This window comes from Curtobacterium sp. MCBD17_040, assembly GCF_003234805.2.
In the GTDB taxonomy this organism is placed as follows: Bacteria; Actinomycetota; Actinomycetes; order Actinomycetales; family Microbacteriaceae; genus Curtobacterium.
Window position 1 is genome coordinate 418743 of record NZ_CP126273.1, and the last position, 16776, is coordinate 435518.

General features: G+C 71.6%; 15 protein-coding genes. 11 read left to right on the top strand and 4 right to left on the bottom strand.

The features are described 5' to 3' along the window. Positions 1–71: 71 nt before the first annotated feature. Both DEI94_RS01995 and DEI94_RS02000 read right to left on the bottom strand, forming a co-directional pair. Positions 72–392 (bottom strand): MGMT family protein, encoded by a 321-nt coding sequence (locus DEI94_RS01995; protein ID WP_181434597.1) that lies wholly within the window; start codon positions 390–392, stop codon positions 72–74. Positions 393–400: 8 nt separating this feature from the next. Continuing rightward, on the bottom strand, positions 401–853 hold the full coding sequence (locus DEI94_RS02000; protein ID WP_111009740.1) for a GNAT family N-acetyltransferase: 453 nt from the start codon (positions 851–853) through the stop codon (positions 401–403). A gap of 124 nt (positions 854–977) precedes the next feature. Here DEI94_RS02000 and DEI94_RS02005 point away from each other — a divergent pair, with 124 nt between their 5' ends. The 6 genes from DEI94_RS02005 (at position 978) to DEI94_RS02030 (ending at position 9860) form a co-directional block, all read left to right on the top strand. Next, entirely contained in the window at positions 978–2318 is a 1341-nt protein-coding gene (locus tag DEI94_RS02005) for an ROK family transcriptional regulator (RefSeq protein WP_111009739.1), read from the top strand. A 215-nt stretch (positions 2319–2533) separates the two neighbouring features. Then, positions 2534–3892 carry an extracellular solute-binding protein gene (locus DEI94_RS02010; RefSeq protein ID WP_111009738.1) on the top strand — a complete coding sequence of 453 codons (1359 nt, stop codon included), beginning with the start codon at positions 2534–2536 and terminating at the stop codon, positions 3890–3892. A 160-nt stretch (positions 3893–4052) separates the two neighbouring features. After that, complete coding sequence (locus tag DEI94_RS02015) at positions 4053–5000, top strand: carbohydrate ABC transporter permease (RefSeq protein WP_111009737.1); 948 nt, start codon at positions 4053–4055, stop codon at positions 4998–5000. 86 nt (positions 5001–5086) lie between these two features. Then, positions 5087–5917 (top strand): carbohydrate ABC transporter permease, encoded by an 831-nt coding sequence (locus DEI94_RS02020; protein WP_375334763.1) that lies wholly within the window; start codon positions 5087–5089, stop codon positions 5915–5917. Positions 5918–6059: 142 nt separating this feature from the next. After that, positions 6060–9197, top strand: coding sequence for an alpha-mannosidase (locus DEI94_RS02025; protein WP_111026963.1), 3138 nt, complete (start codon positions 6060–6062; stop codon positions 9195–9197). A gap of 204 nt (positions 9198–9401) precedes the next feature. Next, positions 9402–9860, top strand: a complete 459-nt coding sequence (locus DEI94_RS02030; protein ID WP_111009892.1) for an Hsp20/alpha crystallin family protein — start codon at positions 9402–9404, stop codon at positions 9858–9860. Between the two features lie 149 nt (positions 9861–10009). On the opposite strand, the gene DEI94_RS02035 is transcribed toward DEI94_RS02030, so the two are convergent. Continuing rightward, on the bottom strand, positions 10010–10408 hold the full coding sequence (locus DEI94_RS02035) for a phage holin family protein (RefSeq protein ID WP_111009734.1): 399 nt from the start codon (positions 10406–10408) through the stop codon (positions 10010–10012). A gap of 69 nt (positions 10409–10477) precedes the next feature. On the opposite strand from DEI94_RS02035, the gene DEI94_RS02040 reads away from it, so the two are divergent. The 5 genes from DEI94_RS02040 to DEI94_RS02060 all read left to right on the top strand — a co-directional run bounded on the left by DEI94_RS02040 (position 10478) and on the right by DEI94_RS02060 (position 16307). Beyond that, on the top strand, positions 10478–11551 hold the full coding sequence (locus tag DEI94_RS02040) for a histidinol-phosphate transaminase (RefSeq protein WP_111012200.1): 1074 nt from the start codon (positions 10478–10480) through the stop codon (positions 11549–11551). Between the two features lie 29 nt (positions 11552–11580). Further along, positions 11581–12723: a thiamine pyrophosphate-dependent enzyme gene (locus DEI94_RS02045; protein ID WP_111026962.1), complete on the top strand. Its 1143-nt coding sequence runs from the start codon at positions 11581–11583 to the stop codon at positions 12721–12723. 86 nt (positions 12724–12809) lie between these two features. Further along, positions 12810–13769: an alpha-ketoacid dehydrogenase subunit beta gene (locus tag DEI94_RS02050; protein ID WP_111009891.1), complete on the top strand. Its 960-nt coding sequence runs from the start codon at positions 12810–12812 to the stop codon at positions 13767–13769. 55 nt (positions 13770–13824) lie between these two features. Continuing rightward, positions 13825–15324: a dihydrolipoamide acetyltransferase family protein gene (locus DEI94_RS02055; RefSeq protein WP_111026961.1), complete on the top strand. Its 1500-nt coding sequence runs from the start codon at positions 13825–13827 to the stop codon at positions 15322–15324. A gap of 134 nt (positions 15325–15458) precedes the next feature. Further along, positions 15459–16307: a CPBP family intramembrane glutamic endopeptidase gene (locus DEI94_RS02060; protein WP_181441824.1), complete on the top strand. Its 849-nt coding sequence runs from the start codon at positions 15459–15461 to the stop codon at positions 16305–16307. Positions 16308–16319: 12 nt separating this feature from the next. Here DEI94_RS02060 and DEI94_RS02065 read toward each other — a convergent pair whose 3' ends face one another. Beyond that, the gene (locus DEI94_RS02065; RefSeq protein WP_111026959.1) at positions 16320–16733 is read right to left on the bottom strand and encodes a hypothetical protein; all 414 of its coding nucleotides are present in this window, start codon (positions 16731–16733) and stop codon (positions 16320–16322) included. Positions 16734–16776 lie beyond the last annotated feature (43 nt).

Sequence of the window (16776 nt, forward strand, 5' to 3'; positions counted from 1 at the left end):
ACGCCCGGCCCCCCGGGACGGTACGCGCGGTGCAGGCCGACTCCGGTCAGGGTGTGTCCCCCGCGAGCGGTTCAGGAGGGCGACCAACGCGCCCGACGCATGTCGACCCTCCAGGTCGGGGTGCCCGGCCGGAGCGGGGTCCCCTCGGTGCGCCAGTGCTCGAGGGCGCGGGCCTCGTGCTCGACGGGCGGCAGACCCCCGGCGCGGACGACGCGCCACCACGGCAGACCGTGGCCCTCGTGCGCCATGACCCGGCCGACCTGCCGCGACGCCCGAGAGCCGAGCACCGCCGCGACGTCGCCGTACGTCATCACCCGGCCGGGCGGGATGCCGCGGACCACATCGGCCACCGCGGCGCCGAAGTCCGTGCCGGGGTCTCCGGGCTCGTCCACCACCGGGTTCAGAGTGTCAGGGCGGCGAAGTGCTCCCCGTACTGCGTCTCGCCGATGACCTGGAACCCGATCGCGCGGAAGAACGGCTCGGGGCCGTCGTCGCCGGGCTCGAACATGACGGTCAGCCGGTCGAACCCGCGCGAGCGGGCTTCCTCTGCCAGGCCGTGCACGGCGAACCGGCCGACTCCGCGGCCCTGGGCCGAAGCGGCGACGTTGAGCCGCCAGATGCAGCTGCGGAGCTCCTCCTGGCTGTTCTCGGCGTCGAAGTTCCCCATGATGAACCCGACGACCTCGTCGCCGTCGAGCACCACGCGCGGCCAGGCCGTCGTCGGTCGGACGTAGGCCTCGGCGATGGAGTGCGACACCGGCTGGACGTACTGCTCCTGCCCTGGCTTGAGCGTGAGCGAGTTCGCCGCGACGATCGTCGCGGCGGAGAGGGGCTCGAGGCGGAGGTCCGTCATGCCGGTCAGGGTAGCGGTGCTCCTGCGAGCGGACCAGAGGGGCTGCCACGAGCTTCCGGAGAACCAGGACGCCCGGGCGTGGCGGGTCGGGCGATAGGGTCGGCCCCGGACGAACGGAGGAGCGATGGCCGAGCATCGACGCGGTGCCAACCTCCCGGCCATCGGCGGGTTCAACCGCACCGTGGTCCTCGACGCGATCCGCCGGAGCACCGACGGGCTGAGTCGCGTCGAGCTCGCCGACCGCACGGGGCTCAGCCCCCAGACCGTGTCCAACGTCACCCGGCACCTCATCGACGCGGGCATGGTCGTCGAGTCGGGCACCGTGGTCGCGGGCCGCGGCAAACCCCGCACGATCCTCCGACTCGATCCCACCAGTCGGTACGCCGTCGGTGTCCACGTCGACCCGGCGGTCGTCACGAGCGTGCTCCTCGACCTCAGGGGGGCGGTCGTCGCCGGGGCGAGCGTCCCGACGCCCTCCGCGGCGAACCCGGACGACGTCGTGTCGACGATGGCCGACGCGGTCGAGCGACTCGTCACCGACGCAGGCGTCGACCGCGCGGCGGTGCTCGGCGTCGGGGTGGCCTCGCCCGGACCGATCGACCCGGAACGGGGCGTCGTCCTCGACCCGCCGTTCCTGCCCCGGTGGCGGGACGTCCCGGTGCGCGACGCGCTCGCCGCGGCCACGGGCCTCCCGGTCCTGCTCGAGAAGGACGTGACGGCCGCCGCCGTCGGCGAGATGTGGCTGACCGACGAGGCGTCGGCCCGGAACTTCGCCTTCGTGTACTACGGCACCGGGTTCGGCGTCGGGCTCGTGATCGACCACGAGCCGCTCCGCGGAGCGGGCGGGAACGCCGGCGACGCCGGCCACATCATGATCGACCAGGGCCTGCTGGCCGAGCTGCCCGAGGGGCCGGGCCCGCGCCGGACACCGGACCGCGGCAGCCGGGGGGTCGGCACCGCGCCGGTGACGACCCGGGCCACCCGGTCGGGGGAGGGCCGGGCCGAGGTCGGCGACACCGTGACGCCCGAGCGCCTGGTCCGCTTCGGCGCCGCGGCCGGACTGGACATCGGCGCGCCCTGGGCGACCGGGGACGGCCCCACCGACGTGGCCGCGGTCGACGCCGCGTTCTCCGAGCTGTCGGCCCTGGTCGCGGAGGGCGACCCGATCGCGCGGGCGATCGCCGCGGCGGCCGGCACCGCGATGGGCCGTGCGGTCGTGGTCATCGTCAACCTGCTCGACGTGGACCGCGTCGTGTTCGGCGGACCCTTCTGGTCGCGCATCGCCGTGGAGGCCCTGCCCGCGGCCGCGCAGGCGATCGCGTCGTCGCCGGTCCTCGTGGCGAAGCACCCCGTCGTGGTCGAGCAGAGCGAGATCGACGAGGACGTCACCGCCGTGGGAGCGGCGTGTCTGGTGCTCGACACGACGTTGTCGCCCCGGGCCTCCACCCTGCTCATCGACCGCTGAGTGCCGCCCCGGCCGCCGGTCGGCCAGGCAGCCCCCTCTCCGCGAAATCGCACTCGTTGTCGCTCTGAGCGCGTGCTGAACGGCAACGAGTGCGATCTCGCGGGATCGGGGCGAAACGCACCCCCGTGGTGCTTGACAAGCATTAAGTCCATACGGTGGACTAATCGCGGACCGGGCAAGGGAGCCCGAAGCGTCCTGTGGAGCAAAGGAGCACCATGAAACGCCCTCGTCTCATCGCCGCGGTCGCAGCAGCAGCGGTCGCAGCCCTGGCCCTGGCCGGGTGCAGCAGCTCGGGATCCTCGAGCAGCGACACCATCAAGATCGCGTACCAGAAGTTCGGCAGCTTCCAGCAGCTCGACCACCACATGAAGGACGTCAAGGCGGCGTTCGAGAAGAAGTACCCGAACATGACCGTCGACCTGGTGCCGATCCAGGCGCAGGAGAACGACTACTACACGAAGCTCGCGCTCATGAACAAGGCGTCGGCCACCGCGCCTGACGTCATGTACGAGGACACGTTCCTCGTCAAGGCGGACGCGCAGGCCGGGTACCTCCTGCCGCTCGACAAGTACACGGCCAAGTGGAGCGACTGGAGCAAGTTCTACACGAACGCCAAGCAGGCGGGGCAGGGCGTCGACGGCAAGACCTACGGCGTCCCGATGGGCACCGACACCCGGGCCCTCTGGTACAACAAGGACATCTTCAAGAAGGTCGGGCTGCCCGTTCCGTGGCAGCCGAAGACCTGGCAGGACGTCCTCGACGCGGCGAAGACGATCAAGGCCAAGGACCCGAGCGTCATCCCGTTCCACATGTACTCGGGCAAGCCGCAGGGCGAGGCCTCGACCATGCAGGGCTTCGAGATGCTCCTGTACGGGGCGGACGGCAAGGGCAACACCCTCTACCAGAACAAGAAGTGGGTGACGGGCTCGAAGCAGTTCGTCGACGCGCTCCAGTTCGTCAAGGACGTCTACCAGGGCGGCCTCGGCCCGACACCGCAGCAGGAACTCGACCCGAACGTCGGCACGACCGTCGCGAACACGTGGCTGCCGAAGGGCCAGCTGGCGATCGACCTCGACGGTTCGTGGCAGTCCGGCACGTGGCTGAAGACCGGGACGGCTCCGTGGTCGCAGTGGTCGAGCGTGCTCGGTCAGGCGCCGATGCCGACGCAGAACGGCCAGGCCCCGGGCTACAACAGCATGTCCGGTGGCTGGACGCTCGCGGTCGGGGCGCATTCCGGGAACCCGCAGGCCGCGTTCAACTTCATCACGATGGCGTTGGACAAGCAGGGGTCGCTCAAGTACGACATCCAGAACAGCCAGATCGCGGTGCGCAGTGACGTCGCCGAGGACCCGACCTACGACGCGTCCAACCCGACGTTCAAGTTCTTCTCCGGACTCGTGGAACACACGAACTTCCGCCCGGCGACGAGCGACTACAGCCAGATCTCGAACGCCATCCAGGTGGCCATGGAATCCGTGATGACCGGGCAGCAGACGCCGAAACAGGCGGCTGCGACCTACGACAAGGCGGTGATCGGGGTGGTCGGTCAGGACCACACCGTCCAGATCAAGTAGGCCGGCCGGCCGGGCGCCCGCCGCTCAGCGGGATCGCGCCAGCGATCCGCGGCGGGCGCCGGGCGAGCCTGCGAGCCCGGACGGGCCCGCACCGCGCCTCCCGGCCCGACCCGGTCACCCCACCCCACCGGCCACGACCCAGCGAAGAGGCGGTACCCCGATGGCAACCCAGATCGCGCCGGCCCTGCCCGGCACCCGCGGACCCCGACGAACGGACCCGCCCCGGCGGCGGAGCGGACACGGCCTGCGCACGGCCGCACGGGCGACGCCGCTCGTGCCGGCGATGGTCCTCATCGTCGTGTTCCTGGTCGGGCCGATCATCTCGTCGTTCTACGGCTCGTTCACGAACTCCGCGCTCACCGGCGCGGCCGCGTCGAGCCAGCAGTTCGTCGGACTCAAGAACTACGTCGACCTGTTCCAGGACAAGGACTTCCCGAAGTCCGTGCTGCTGACGCTCGTGTTCCTCATCGGCTCCGCGGTGATCGGGCAGAACGTGCTCGGCCTCGGCCTGGCACTGCTCATGCGGGAGGCGAACCGGGTGATCCGGGCACTCGTCGGCACCTTCGTGGTGGCCGCGTGGGTGCTCCCCGAGATCGTCGCCTCGTTCGCGGCCTACGCGTTCTTCAACGACAAGGGCACGCTCAACACGTTCCTGTCGATGATCGGGATCACCGGCGCGAACTGGCTCTACACGTACCCGATGATCGCGATCATCCTGGCGAACATCTGGCGCGGGACCGCGTTCTCGATGCTCGTCTACTCGGCGGCCGTGCAGGAGGTTCCTGACGAGATCACCGAGAGCGCCGAGGTCGACGGTGCCACCGGCTGGCAGCGGCTCGCGTACATCACCCTGCCGGTCATCCGGCGGAGCATCTCGACGAACCTCATGCTCACCACCCTGCAGACCCTGTCGGTGTTCACCCTCATCTACGTGATGACCGGTGGCGGCCCCGGCACGAACAGCTCGACCCTGCCGATCCTGGCGTACCAGGAGGCGTTCAAGTTCTCGCAGCTCGGGTTCGGGACGGCCATCGCGACGATCCTCCTCATCGTCGGCGCGGTCTTCTCGATCGTGTACATCCGGGCGCTGAAGCCGGAGGTGGACTGACCATGGCCATCACGATCGACCAACCCACGGCCACCGTGCCGGGGAACGCGCGCACGGGTGCCCGCGACCACGCCCGGTCGCTGCACATGACGAGCCCGGGGCACCGGACGATGCGCTGGGTGGCGAACGTCGTCCTGGCGATCGTCGCGATCTGCTTCGCCGTGCCGCTCGTCTGGCTCGTCCTCGCATCGTTCGACGCGAGCGCGACCCTGAGCGTCAAGCTGCCGACGCACTTCACCCTCGACAACTTCACGAAGGTCCTCACGCCGCAGCTCGCGTTCGTGCCGTTGCTCAACAGCCTCATCCTGTCGGGCGGATGCGCGATCGTCACGGTCGTCATCGCGATCCTCGCCGCGTACCCGTTGTCGCGCTACCGGATGCGGGTCAACAAGCCGTTCCTGTACGGGATCCTGTTCGGGACGGGCCTGCCGATCACCGCGATGATGGTGCCGGTCTACAGCCTGTTCGTGTCGCTCAACCTCATCGACAACGTCGCCGGGACCGTGTTCTTCCTCGCCGCGACGAGCCTGCCGATGGCGATCTGGATGGCGAAGAACTTCATGGACTCCGTGCCCGTGCAGCTCGAGGAGGCCGCCTGGACCGACGGCGCCTCCATGATGGCGACGCTGACCCGGATCGTCGTGCCGCTCATGCGTCCGGGCATCGCCGTCGTGTTCATCTTCGTGTTCATCCAGGCGTGGGGGAACTTCTTCGTCCCGTTCGTCCTGCTGCTCTCGCCCGACAAGCAACCCGCCGCGGTCAGCATCTTCAACTTCTTCGGGCAGTACGGATCGGTGGCGTACGGGCAGCTCGCCGCCTTCTCGATCCTCTACTCCGTCCCGGTGATCGCCCTCTACGTGATCGTCTCCCGCGGCCTCGGCGGCGGGAACGCGCTGGCGGGCGGCATCAAGGGCTGACGCCCGGGAGGCCCGACCGCGATCCGTCACGGACCGCAGCCCCGCCACGCCCCGGCCCGTCCACCAGCGCCGGTCCCGCCACGACCGGATCCGTCACCACCGACCCCTCCACACGCACGCCCGTCACCAGGAAGGCATCCCCGTGCACCACGACGAACCCCTCGTCCAGAGCCGCATCGCCCGGCTCGTCCGCGACCGCATCGACCCCCACGTGCACCGCCGGACCGCTCCCGTCACCATCACGGCCTGGCAGGTGCCGGACGAACCCGTGCCGTTCACCGAGGCCGTCGCGCAGACGTACGAGCCGTTCGCGATCGGCGACCCGTGGGGTGGGAAGCCCTGGGGCACGACCTGGTTCCACGTGACGGGCACCGTGCCCGACGACTTCGGCACCGGCGAGGGCACGAGCGTCGACCTCGTCGTCGACCTGGGCTTCAGCGCGCGCCAGGCCGGGTTCCAGGCCGAGGGGCTCGTGTTCCGGCCGGACGGCAGCACCGTCAAGGCGATCGAGCCCCGCAACACCGCGGTGCCGATCACGGCCGGGCCGGGTGGCACGGTGGACCTCTGGATCGAGGCGGCCGCGAACCCCGACGTCGGCGGGCACTTCGCGTACGACGCGACCCCGCTCGGATCGAAGCGCACGGCGGGGCACGAGCCCATCTACCGGCTCCGGGAGCTCGCACTCGCGGAGCGGGACGACGTCGTCTGGGAGCTGCAGCAGGACCTCTCGGTGCTCCGCGGCCTCCTCACCGAACTCCCCACGGACTCCACCCGCGGGGCGGACGTCCTGCGGACCCTCGAGCGCGCCGCGGACGCCCTGGACCCCGACGACGTCGCCGGGTCCGCCGCCGACGTCCGCGCCGTGCTCCGTGCCGTGCTCGACGTGCCCGCCTCGGTCGCGTCGCACCGTGCGATCGCGGTCGGGCACGCCCACATCGACTCGGCGTGGTTGTGGCCCGTGCGCGAGACCATCCGCAAGTGTGCCCGGACGTTCTCGAACGTCCTCGAGCTCATGGACCGCGACCCCGAGTTCACCTTCGCCTGCTCGAGCGCGCAGCAGTACGCGTGGATGCGGGACCACTACCCGGAGGTCTTCGCCCGCATCAAGGAGCGGGTCGCCGAGGGCCGTTGGATCCCGGTCGGCGGCATGTGGGTCGAGTCGGACACGAACCTCCCCGGCGGTGAGGCCCTCGCTCGGCAGTTCGTCGCCGGCAAGCGGTTCTTCATCGACGAGCTCGGGTTCGAACCCCGCGAGGCCTGGCTGCCCGACTCGTTCGGCTACACCGGCGCCCTCCCGCAGATCATCCGCGCGGCCGGCTCCCGGTGGTTCCTGACGCAGAAGCCGTCGTGGAACGAGACGAACGTCATGCCGCACACGTCGTTCCACTGGGAGGGCATCGACGGCTCGAGGGTGCTCACGCACTTCCCGCCCGCGGACACGTACAACTCCGAGCTGTCCCCGGCGGACCTGCACCGCGGCGAACGGCAGAACAAGGAGCGCGGCACCGCCGACGTCTCGATGCTCCTGTACGGGTTCGGCGACGGCGGTGGCGGCCCCACGCCCGAGATGCTCGCCGCGGCGCACCGCCAGCACGACCTGGAGGGCTCGCCGCGCGTCGAGCTCGGCACCCCGGCCGACGTGTACGAGGAGCTCGAGCGTCTGCTGCCGTCGCCGTCGGTGTGGTCGGGGGAGATGTACCTCGAGTTCCACCGCGGCACCTACACGTCGCAGATCCGGACCAAGCAGGGGAACCGGCGGTCGGAGCACCTGCTCCGCGAGGCCGAGCTCTGGGCGACGACCGCGGCCGTGCGACTCGGCCTCGACTACCCGTACGCGGCGCTCGAGGACGCCTGGCACACCGTGCTCCTCCAGCAGTTCCACGACATCCTGCCCGGCTCGAGCATCGCCTGGGTGTACGAGGTCGCGGAGGAGCACTACGCGGCCGTCGCGGCGACGCTCGAGGGGCTCATCGGCACGTCGACGTCCGCGCTCGCCAACGGGGGAGCCGCCGCGCTCGCCGGGGTCGCCGCCTCCTCGACCGCGATCGCCGACGGTGCGGGCCCGCTCGACGCACCGACCACCGCGGACGCCCTCGGCGTCGGCGGCGACGGGACGACCGGCGCGGTCGTGCGCTTCAACGCGGCGCCGGTCCGCGCGGAGGGGGTGACCGCGCTGGCTGGCGAGGTCGTCCCGGAGCCGGAAGCCGTTCCTCCCGTCCGGCGGGGCGACGCGTGGGTGTTCGACACCGGTGTCGTGGTGGCGACCGTCGACGACGACGGGCTCGTGGCATCCGTCGTCGACGCCGCGTCGGGGCGCGAGGCGATCGCCCCCGGCACCCGGGGCGCGCTGTACACGGTGTTCCGCGACACCCCGAACCAGTGGGACGCCTGGGACATCGACCGGTCGTACCAGCGGCACGCGACCGAGCTCGCGACGGCCGACACGATCGCGGTCGAGGGGGACCGGCTCGTCGTGACCCGTGCGTTCCACGACTCCACCGTCACCACCCGGTTCTCGGCCCTCCACGGCGAGCCGGAACTCCACGTCGAGACCGAGGTCGACTGGCACGAGCAGCAGAAGTTGCTCAAGCTCGGGTTCCCGATCGACGTCAAGGCCGACCAGGCGTCGTCGGAGATCCAGTTCGGTCACATCGACCGGCCGACCCACCAGAACACCTCGTGGGACTTCGCGCGGTTCGAGACGAGCGCGCACCGCTGGGTGCACGTGGCCGAGCCGGGGTTCGGGGTCGCGGTGGCGAACGACTCGACGTACGGGCACGACATCACCCGCGTGACGCGGCCCGACGGTGGGACCACGACGCTCGTGCGTGAATCGCTCGTGCGCGGGCCGAAGTTCCCGGACCCGTCGGCGGACCAGGGCCGGCACGTGTTCCGCACGGTCCTCCGGGTGGGAGCGACGGTGCTCGACGCCGCCGACAGTGGGTACCGGCTCAACCTGCCGGTGCGCGCGGTCGCGGGGGACACCCCGGTCGCACCGATCGTCACCGTGTCGGACCCGGCGGTGTTCGTGGAGGCCGTCAAGCTCGCGGAGGACCGCTCCGGCGACGTCGTCGTCCGCCTGTACGAGGCACGCGGCGGGCGGGCGACGGACGTGCTCGTCGACCTCGGGTTCCCCGTGGCCTCGGCCACGCGGACCGACCTGCTCGAGCGTGACCTCGCCGCTGGCGAGCCGGGCTCGGGTGCCTGGGGTGCGGACGAGCCCGTGACGCTGACGCTCCGTCCGTTCGAGATCGCGACGCTGCGGGTGCGGCGGGCCTGACGGCGGTCCCGGCCAGCCGGCCAGCCGGCCAGCCGGCCAGCCGGCCGGACCGGTCGGCCGGACCGGCCGACCGGGATCTCGGCGAAGACTCGGCGACCTCTCGGCATCCTTCTAGCACTCGACCCGCCCGAGTGCTAATCTGGTCACAGCTTGAGTCGATGCGACTCAAGTCCTCGATCACTCGACACGAAGGAGCTGATGACGATGGCCAACTTCGACCCGTTCCGTGAGCTCGACCGCATGGCGAGCAGCCTGTTCGAGACCCGCGGTCCCCGTGTGATGCCGATGGACCTCTACCGCGACGGCGACCACTACGTCCTGAGCGCGGACCTGCCGGGCATCGACCCGGGCTCGGTGGACATCGACGTCGACGGTCAGCTCCTGACGATCCGCGCCGAGCGGACCGTCGGGGCCCCGGACGGCGCCAAGTGGATCACCCGCGAGCGCCAGTCGGGCTCGTTCCTGCGCCAGCTGACGCTCGGGCAGGGCCTGGACACGGCCCGCATCGCGGCGAGCTACGACAACGGCGTGCTCAGCGTCACGATCCCGGTCAGCGAGGCCGCCAAGCCCCGCCGGATCGAGGTCACGACCGGCAACCCGAGCGGCCAGACCCTCCGCGTCGGTGCCGGCGCCGAGGCCGGTCCCGCGGAACTGCAGTCCTGACGCACGCGAAGGGCCCCGACCATCGGTCGGGGCCCTTCGTCGTGCCCACCACTCCGGCGAGATCGCACTCGTTGCCGCTTTGGACCCGTGCCAAGCGGCAACGAGTGCGATCTCGCGGTGAGAGGGGGCGGAGAAGGCGAAGGGCGGGGTCAGGCCCGGGCGTGCCGGATGACCGGGCGGGCCAGGAGGCCGATGAGCCAGGCGAAGACGGCGAGCACGAACGCGCCGACGATGCCCCACCCGAAGCTGTCGACCCGCAGCCCGAAACCGATCGAGGTCGAGATCCCGGCGACGACGAGCAGCAGGACGGCGTTCACGATGAACGACACGAGCCCGAGCGTCAGGATGTAGATCGGGAACGCGACGATGCGGATCAGCGTCCCGATGATCCCGTTCACGAGCCCGAACACGAACGCGACGAGCAGGTAGGTCAGGACGGTGGCGACGAGCCCCTGATCGCCGAAGGCGTCGACGTGCACGCCGGGGACGATGAGCGTCGTGAGCCAGAGGGCCACGGCGTTGACGACGAGTCGGACGAGGAATCGCATGCCCCCATACTGCCCGCGGTGACCGCCCTGTGCCGAGGGCCGGACGGTGTGCGTCGCTAGGCTGACCGGGTGACCCAGCAGCCCGTCCGCCTCCGTCCCGAGATCGCGGCGCTCCCGGCCTACCGGCAGGGCCGTCAGGCGCCCGGCGACGCCTTCAAGCTCTCGAGCAACGAGAACCCGTTCGACCCGCTGCCCGGCGTGGTCGAGGCCGTCCAGCGCCAGACCGCGTACAACCGGTACCCGGACGCCTCGGCGATCGCGGTGCGGGCGGTCCTCGCCGCCCGGTTCGGACTGACGGTGGACGAGGTCCACGTCGCGTCCGGCAGCGTCGCGATCCTGCACGAGCTCGCCAAGGCCGCGGCGGGCCCGGGCGACGAGGTCGTCTACGCCTGGCGGTCGTTCGAGGCCTACCCCGGACTCGTCACGGTCGCGGGGGCCGAGAGCGTGCAGGTCCCGAACCGGCCGGACGGTGGCCACGACCTGCCGGCGATGGCGGCCGCGGTCACGGAGCGGACCCGCATGGTGATCGTCTGCTCGCCGAACAACCCGACCGGGCCGATCGTCACGGGCGCCGAGTTCGCCGCGTTCATGGAGTCGGTGCCGACCGACCTGCTCGTGGTCCTCGACGAGGCCTACGCCGAGTTCGTGACGGACCCGGACGCCGTCCGCGGCGCCGGGCTGCTCGAGCGCTACCCGAACCTCGTCGTGCTCCGGACGTTCTCGAAGGCGTACGGGCTCGCGGGCCTCCGCATCGGCTACGCGCTCGGCCCGGCGTCCGTGCTCGACGCCGCCCGGTCGACCGCGATCCCGCTGTCGGTCACGGCGCAGGCCCAGGCGGCCGCGCTCGTGAGCCTGGAGCGCGAGCCGGAACTCCTCGAGCGGGTCGACCGCATCGCGGCGCTCCGGGACCGCGTGCGCGACGCCCTGCTCGACCAGGGCTGGCGCGTCCCGGTCGCGCAGGGCAACTTCGTCTGGCTGCCGACGGGTGAGCGCACCGCCGCCGCCGCCGAGGCGTTCGAGCGGGCCGGGATCATGGTGCGCGCGTTCGCTCCCGAGGGCATCCGGGTGTCGATCGGGGAGTCGGAGGCGGTCGACACGCTCTTGCGGACCGCCCAGCACGTTGTCGGGAGTCTCACGGAGTAGGGCCTCGCGCGGCCAGTAGGTTGGTCCGCATGCCTTCCCCCGCCGCGGGTCCCGCGACGACCACGATCCGCATCCTCGACCCCGACGGGCGGTTCGTCGAGGACGACACGAACGCCGAGTACGCCGCCGTCGCGCGGAACATCCCCGACGACGTCCTGCTCGGTCTGCACCGCGACATGGTCGTCACCCGACGCTTCGACCACACTGCCGCGAACCTGCAGCGACAGGGCCAGCTCGGCTTGTGGGCACCGAGCCACGGGCAAGAGGCCGCCCAGGTCGGGTCCGCGCACGCCCTGCGTCCGCAGGACCACGTGTTCCCCTCGTACCGGGAGCACGCCGTCGCCCTGACCCGCGGTGTCGACCCGATGGAGATCATCGGCGTGTTCCGCGGCAACGCCCACGGCGGGTGGGACCCGGACGCCCGGGGCAACACCCACATCTACACGCTCGTCATCGGCTCCCAGGCCCTGCACGCCACCGGCTACGCGATGGGGCAGCGGCTCGACGGCGTGGTCGGCACGGGCGACCCGGGGGTCGACGCCTGCACGATCGTCTACTACGGCGACGGTGCGACGAGCCAGGGCGACGTCAGCGAGGCGTACGTCTTCGCCGCGAGCACCGGTGCGCCCGTGGTGTTCTTCCTGCAGAACAACCACTGGGCGATCTCGGTGCCGGTGTCGGTGCAGTCGCCGACGCCGCTCGTCGACCGGACCCGCGGGTTCGGGATCCCCAGTGTGCACATCGACGGCAACGACGTCCTCGCGGCCTACACGACGACCCTCGCGGCCGCCGACGACGCCCGCGCCGGTCGCGGCCCCCGCTTCATCGAGGCCGAGACCTACCGGGTCGGCGCACACACCTCCTCGGACGACCCGACGCGGTACCGCGGCGACGACGAACTCGCCGCCTGGGTCGCGCGCGACCCGATCGTCCGGTCCGAGCGTCACCTGCGGGCGCGCGGCGTGGACGAGTCGTGGCTCGCCGCGATCGAGGAGGAGGCCGAGGACGTCGCGGCCGACGTGCGACGCCGGACCACGGCCCTCCAGGTCCCGCCGATGGAGGCCATGTTCGACCACGTGTACCGCGAGGCGCACCCACGCGTCGCCGAGCAGCGCGCGTGGCTGCGCGCGTACGAGGCGGCCCACGACACCGCAGGAGGCGATGCCGCGTGAGCGGGACCGAGGAGCTCGTCGACTACACCCTGCGCACCCACCCGGGAGCGGGGGCGGTCCCGTCGGATCCGGCCCCGGTCCTCCCGATGGCGAAGGCGCTGAACGCCGGGCTCGCCGCCGCGATGGAGCAGGACCCGCGGGTGCTGCTCATGGGCGAGGACATCGGCACGCTCGGTGGCGTGTTCCGGATCACCGAGGGGTTGCAGGAGCGGTTCGGGTCGCAGCGCGTCATGGACACCCCGCTCGCCGAGTCGGGGATCATCGGCACCGCGATCGGCCTGGCGCTCCGCGGGTACCGGCCCGTCGTCGAGATCCAGTTCGACGGCTTCGTGTGGCCCGGGTTCGACCAGATCACATCGCAGCTCGCGAAGATGGCGAACCGCCTGCCGGCCCACATGTCGGTGCCCGTCGTGATCCGGATCCCCTACGGCGGCCACATCGGCGCGGTCGAGCACCACCAGGAGAGCCCCGAGACGTACTTCGCGCACACCCCGGGCCTCCGCGTGGTGAGCCCGAGCACCCCGAACGACGCCTACTGGATGATCCAGGAGGCGATCCGGTCGGCGGACCCGGTCGTGTTCCTCGAGCCGAAGAGCCGGTACTGGCCGAAGGGGCAGGTCGACCTGGTCGACGGCGGCGTCCCGATGCACACGACGCGCATCGCCCGGACGGGGTCCGACGTCACGGTGGTCGGGCACGGCGCGATGGTGTCGACGCTGCTCCAGGCGGCCGAGATCGCCGAGACCGAGGGCACGAGCCTCGAGGTCGTCGACCTCCGATCGCTGTCGCCCATCGACTGGGAGCCCCTGCTCGAGTCCGCTCGTCGGACCGGCCGTGTCGTGATCGCGCAAGAGGCCTCCGGCTTCGTCAGTCTCGGCAGCGAGATCGCGGCGACCATCGCCGAGAGGACCTTCTACACGCTCCAGGCACCGCCCCTGCGGGTCTCGGGGTTCGACATCCCGTTCCCGCAGTCGAAGTTGGAGCACCTGCACCTGCCCGACGCCGACCGCGTGCTCGAGGCCGTGGACCGCGCACTCGCCTACTGATCCTGTCCGAGCGCGCTTCCCTGGCCGCGCCGGCCCGACCGAGAACGGAGTCACCATGCCCGTCGCAGAATTCCCGCTCCCCGATGTGGGAGAAGGCCTCACCGAAGCCGAGATCGTGCAGTGGCGCGTCGCGCTCGGGGACGAGGTCAGTGTCGACCAGGTCCTCGTCGAGATCGAGACCGCCAAGTCGCTCGTCGAGCTCCCCTCGCCGTTCGCGGGGACGGTGACGCGGCTGCTCGTGGACGAGGGCGCCACGGTGGAGGTCGGCGTGCCGATCATCCAGGTCGACTGCCCGGTCGAGGTCGGCTCCGGCGAGGTCGGCTCCGGCGAGAGCGGCCCCGCCGGGGCCCGCTCGGGCGCCGGAGCAGCCGACTCCGCGTCGGACGGCATCGCGGCGGGTGCTGCGGGCCCCGACCGGTCGGGAGGCACGACGGCTGTCCTCGACGCACCGACCGTCACGACGACCCCGCAGATCGCCGACACCGCGATGCCGCTCGGCACCGACGAGGCGTCGGGCGCGGTCCTCGTCGGCTACGGGTCCGCCGCCGGTGCGCCGTCGCGCCGCCGGCCCGGTGCCCGTCGCGCTGCCGCCGTGGCCGTCGAGGCGGGGCGGGCGACCGCTCGGGCCGACCAGGAGGCCGCGCACGAGGCGGCTGCAGCACGTCGCCCCGCGAGCGTGCCGGCCGCGTCGGCGCTGCCGGTCGTCGCCAAGCCGCCGATCCGCAAGCTCGCGAAGGACCTCGGTGTCGACCTGACCGCCGTCGTCGCGACCGGGCTCGCGGGCGAGGTCACGCGCGACGACGTCATCCGCTCCGCGACCCAGGCCACGGTGTTCCGCAACCTCGAGACCCCCGAGTGGGGCGACGTGCGCGAAGAGCGGATCCCGGTCAAGGGGGTGCGCAAGGCGATCGCGACCGCGATGACGTCGAGCGCGTTCACCGCGCCGCACGTCAGCCTGTTCGTCGACGTCGACGCGAGCCGTGCGATGGAGTTCGTCGCACGGCTCAAGACCTCGCCCACGTTCGCCGGGGTCAAGGTGTCGCCGTTGCTCATCATGGCGAAGGCGGTGATCTGGGCGGTGCGGCGGAACCCCACCGTGAACTCGACGTGGACCGACCGCGAGATCATCGTGCACCACTTCGTGAACCTCGGGATCGCCGCGGCGACCCCGCGCGGTCTCATCGTGCCGAACGTCAAGGACGCCCAGGACATGTCGCTGTTCGAGCTCGCGCAGGCGCTCGAACGGCTCACGCTGACGGCGAGGGACGGCAAGACGACGCCCGAGGACATGGCGGCGGGCACGGTCACGATCACGAACATCGGCGTGTTCGGCATGGACACGGGAACCCCGATCCTCAACCCGGGCGAGGTCGGGATCGTCGCGATGGGCACGATCAAGCCGAAGCCGTGGGTCGTCGACGGCGAGGTCCGATCGCGCATGGTCACCACGATCGGCGCGAGCTTCGACCATCGTGTGGTGGACGGCGACGTCGCCAGCCGCTTCGTGCAGGACGTCGCGTCCGTCATGGAGGAGCCGGCGCTGCTGCTCGACTGACGGGCGACGTCCGGAGCGGCCACGTCCGGAGCGGCGACGTCCAGGGCGGCGGGGGCCCGCGCGTCGGCGTCCTCGATCACGCCTAGGCTTGGACCATGACCGATATACCAGGTTTCGTCCTCGAGGAGTCGCCCATGTCCGCTTCGCCCGTGCCCTCGCCCGGACCCCGCTCGGGTCCCGACCGCTCCGGCCGACCACGACCCTTCCCGGCGCGCATCGAGCGTCCGTGGCTGGCCGTCGCGGTCACGATCGTGGTGGTGCTGGTGCTCCCGTTCGCCGTCCTCGCCGGGCAGGCCGTCAGCACCGGGTCGGGCGTGAACCCGCTGTCGTCGTCGCAGGCGCTCCTGCACCAGTCGGCGGGCGAGGGCGTGCTGCTGGTCGTGTTCGCGGTGATCGTGACCGTGTTCGGCGGGTGGCGTCGGGTGCTCGCCGAGAGCGCGTCCGCTCGCCCGTGGTGGGCGGTGGCGGCACTCGTCGCGTACGTCGTGGTGGCGGTCCTGACGTTCCTCGCTCCGGTCCGCTCCGGCGCCGCCGGGTACCTCGGGGCGCTCGTCGTCGCCGTGATCGCGGTCGCGGTGGTCGAAGAGCTCGTCTTCCGTGGGATCCTCGTGTCGGGGCTGCGCCGGGCGACACCGGAATGGGCGGTCTGGCTGGTGTCGACCGCGGTGTTCGCCCTCATGCACCTGCTCAACCAGGGTGAGGCGGCGGGTGGTCTCTACCAGGTCGTGACGACCTTCGTGCTCGGCTCGGCCTGCTACCTGGCCCGACGCGTGACGGGGGCGCTCTGGGGCGCCGTGCTGCTGCACGCGCTCTCCAACGGGAGCCTCGGGTTCCGCGGGCACGCCGCCGTGGGCGTTCCGCCGCTGCTCGTGGTCGCCGCGACGGCGGTCATCGTGGTCGCCGCGGTCATGGGGATGGTCGTCGCGCTCCGTCGCGCTCCGCAGGACCGGGTCCACACCAGCGGCAGGGCGACCCCGCGCTGAGCGCGTGGCGGCTCAGCGGTCCTCGACGTCGTCGATGTCGTCGACGTCCTGTTCGACGTCGGCGAGTCGCTGCTGCCACACGATGCTCGCGGCCGCACCGCCGAGCACCTCCGTGGGCTCACGGTCCTGCTCCTGCGCGAGCGCACTCCCGAGGCCCGCCGTGAGGCTGCCGCCCATGGCCCCGAGGGTCTCGACGACCTGTTCCTGTCGCGGCGTGAGCGGTTCGTCGACGAGTTCGGCGACGACCTCGCGGAGGTTCTCCTCGCTCGCGCGGAAGGCGTCCTCGTCGCCGGTCGTCATCGCGGTCGCCTCGCCCACCATGGCGAGCCCGAGACGCGCTGCGTCGTCCTGGATCCGTGTCACCCGTTCCGTCTGTGTCGTCTCGGGGTCGTCCTGGTCGATCCGTCCGTGCTCCTGATCCGTCATGCCGGGGACGGTACGCGCTCTCCATGGACGCGCGTCGGGTACC

What these genes read in the sequence shown, in the direction of transcription:
- DEI94_RS02060 (WP_181441824.1), top strand. Translation starts at nt 15,459, where the DNA reads ATGTCCGCTTCGCCCGTGCCCTCGCCCGGACCCCGCTCGGGTCCCGAC.
- DEI94_RS02045 (WP_111026962.1), top strand. Translation starts at nt 11,581, where the DNA reads ATGCCTTCCCCCGCCGCGGGTCCCGCGACGACCACGATCCGCATCCTC.
- DEI94_RS02010 (WP_111009738.1), top strand. Translation starts at nt 2,534, where the DNA reads ATGAAACGCCCTCGTCTCATCGCCGCGGTCGCAGCAGCAGCGGTCGCA.
- DEI94_RS02065 (WP_111026959.1), bottom strand. Translation starts at nt 16,733, where the DNA reads ATGACGGATCAGGAGCACGGACGGATCGACCAGGACGACCCCGAGACG.
- DEI94_RS02015 (WP_111009737.1), top strand. Translation starts at nt 4,053, where the DNA reads ATGGCAACCCAGATCGCGCCGGCCCTGCCCGGCACCCGCGGACCCCGA.
- DEI94_RS02005 (WP_111009739.1), top strand. Translation starts at nt 978, where the DNA reads ATGGCCGAGCATCGACGCGGTGCCAACCTCCCGGCCATCGGCGGGTTC.
- DEI94_RS02020 (WP_375334763.1), top strand. Translation starts at nt 5,087, where the DNA reads ATGACGAGCCCGGGGCACCGGACGATGCGCTGGGTGGCGAACGTCGTC.
- DEI94_RS02050 (WP_111009891.1), top strand. Translation starts at nt 12,810, where the DNA reads ATGGCGAAGGCGCTGAACGCCGGGCTCGCCGCCGCGATGGAGCAGGAC.
- DEI94_RS02055 (WP_111026961.1), top strand. Translation starts at nt 13,825, where the DNA reads ATGCCCGTCGCAGAATTCCCGCTCCCCGATGTGGGAGAAGGCCTCACC.
- DEI94_RS02000 (WP_111009740.1), bottom strand. Translation starts at nt 853, where the DNA reads ATGACGGACCTCCGCCTCGAGCCCCTCTCCGCCGCGACGATCGTCGCG.
- DEI94_RS02030 (WP_111009892.1), top strand. Translation starts at nt 9,402, where the DNA reads ATGGCCAACTTCGACCCGTTCCGTGAGCTCGACCGCATGGCGAGCAGC.
- DEI94_RS02035 (WP_111009734.1), bottom strand. Translation starts at nt 10,408, where the DNA reads ATGCGATTCCTCGTCCGACTCGTCGTCAACGCCGTGGCCCTCTGGCTC.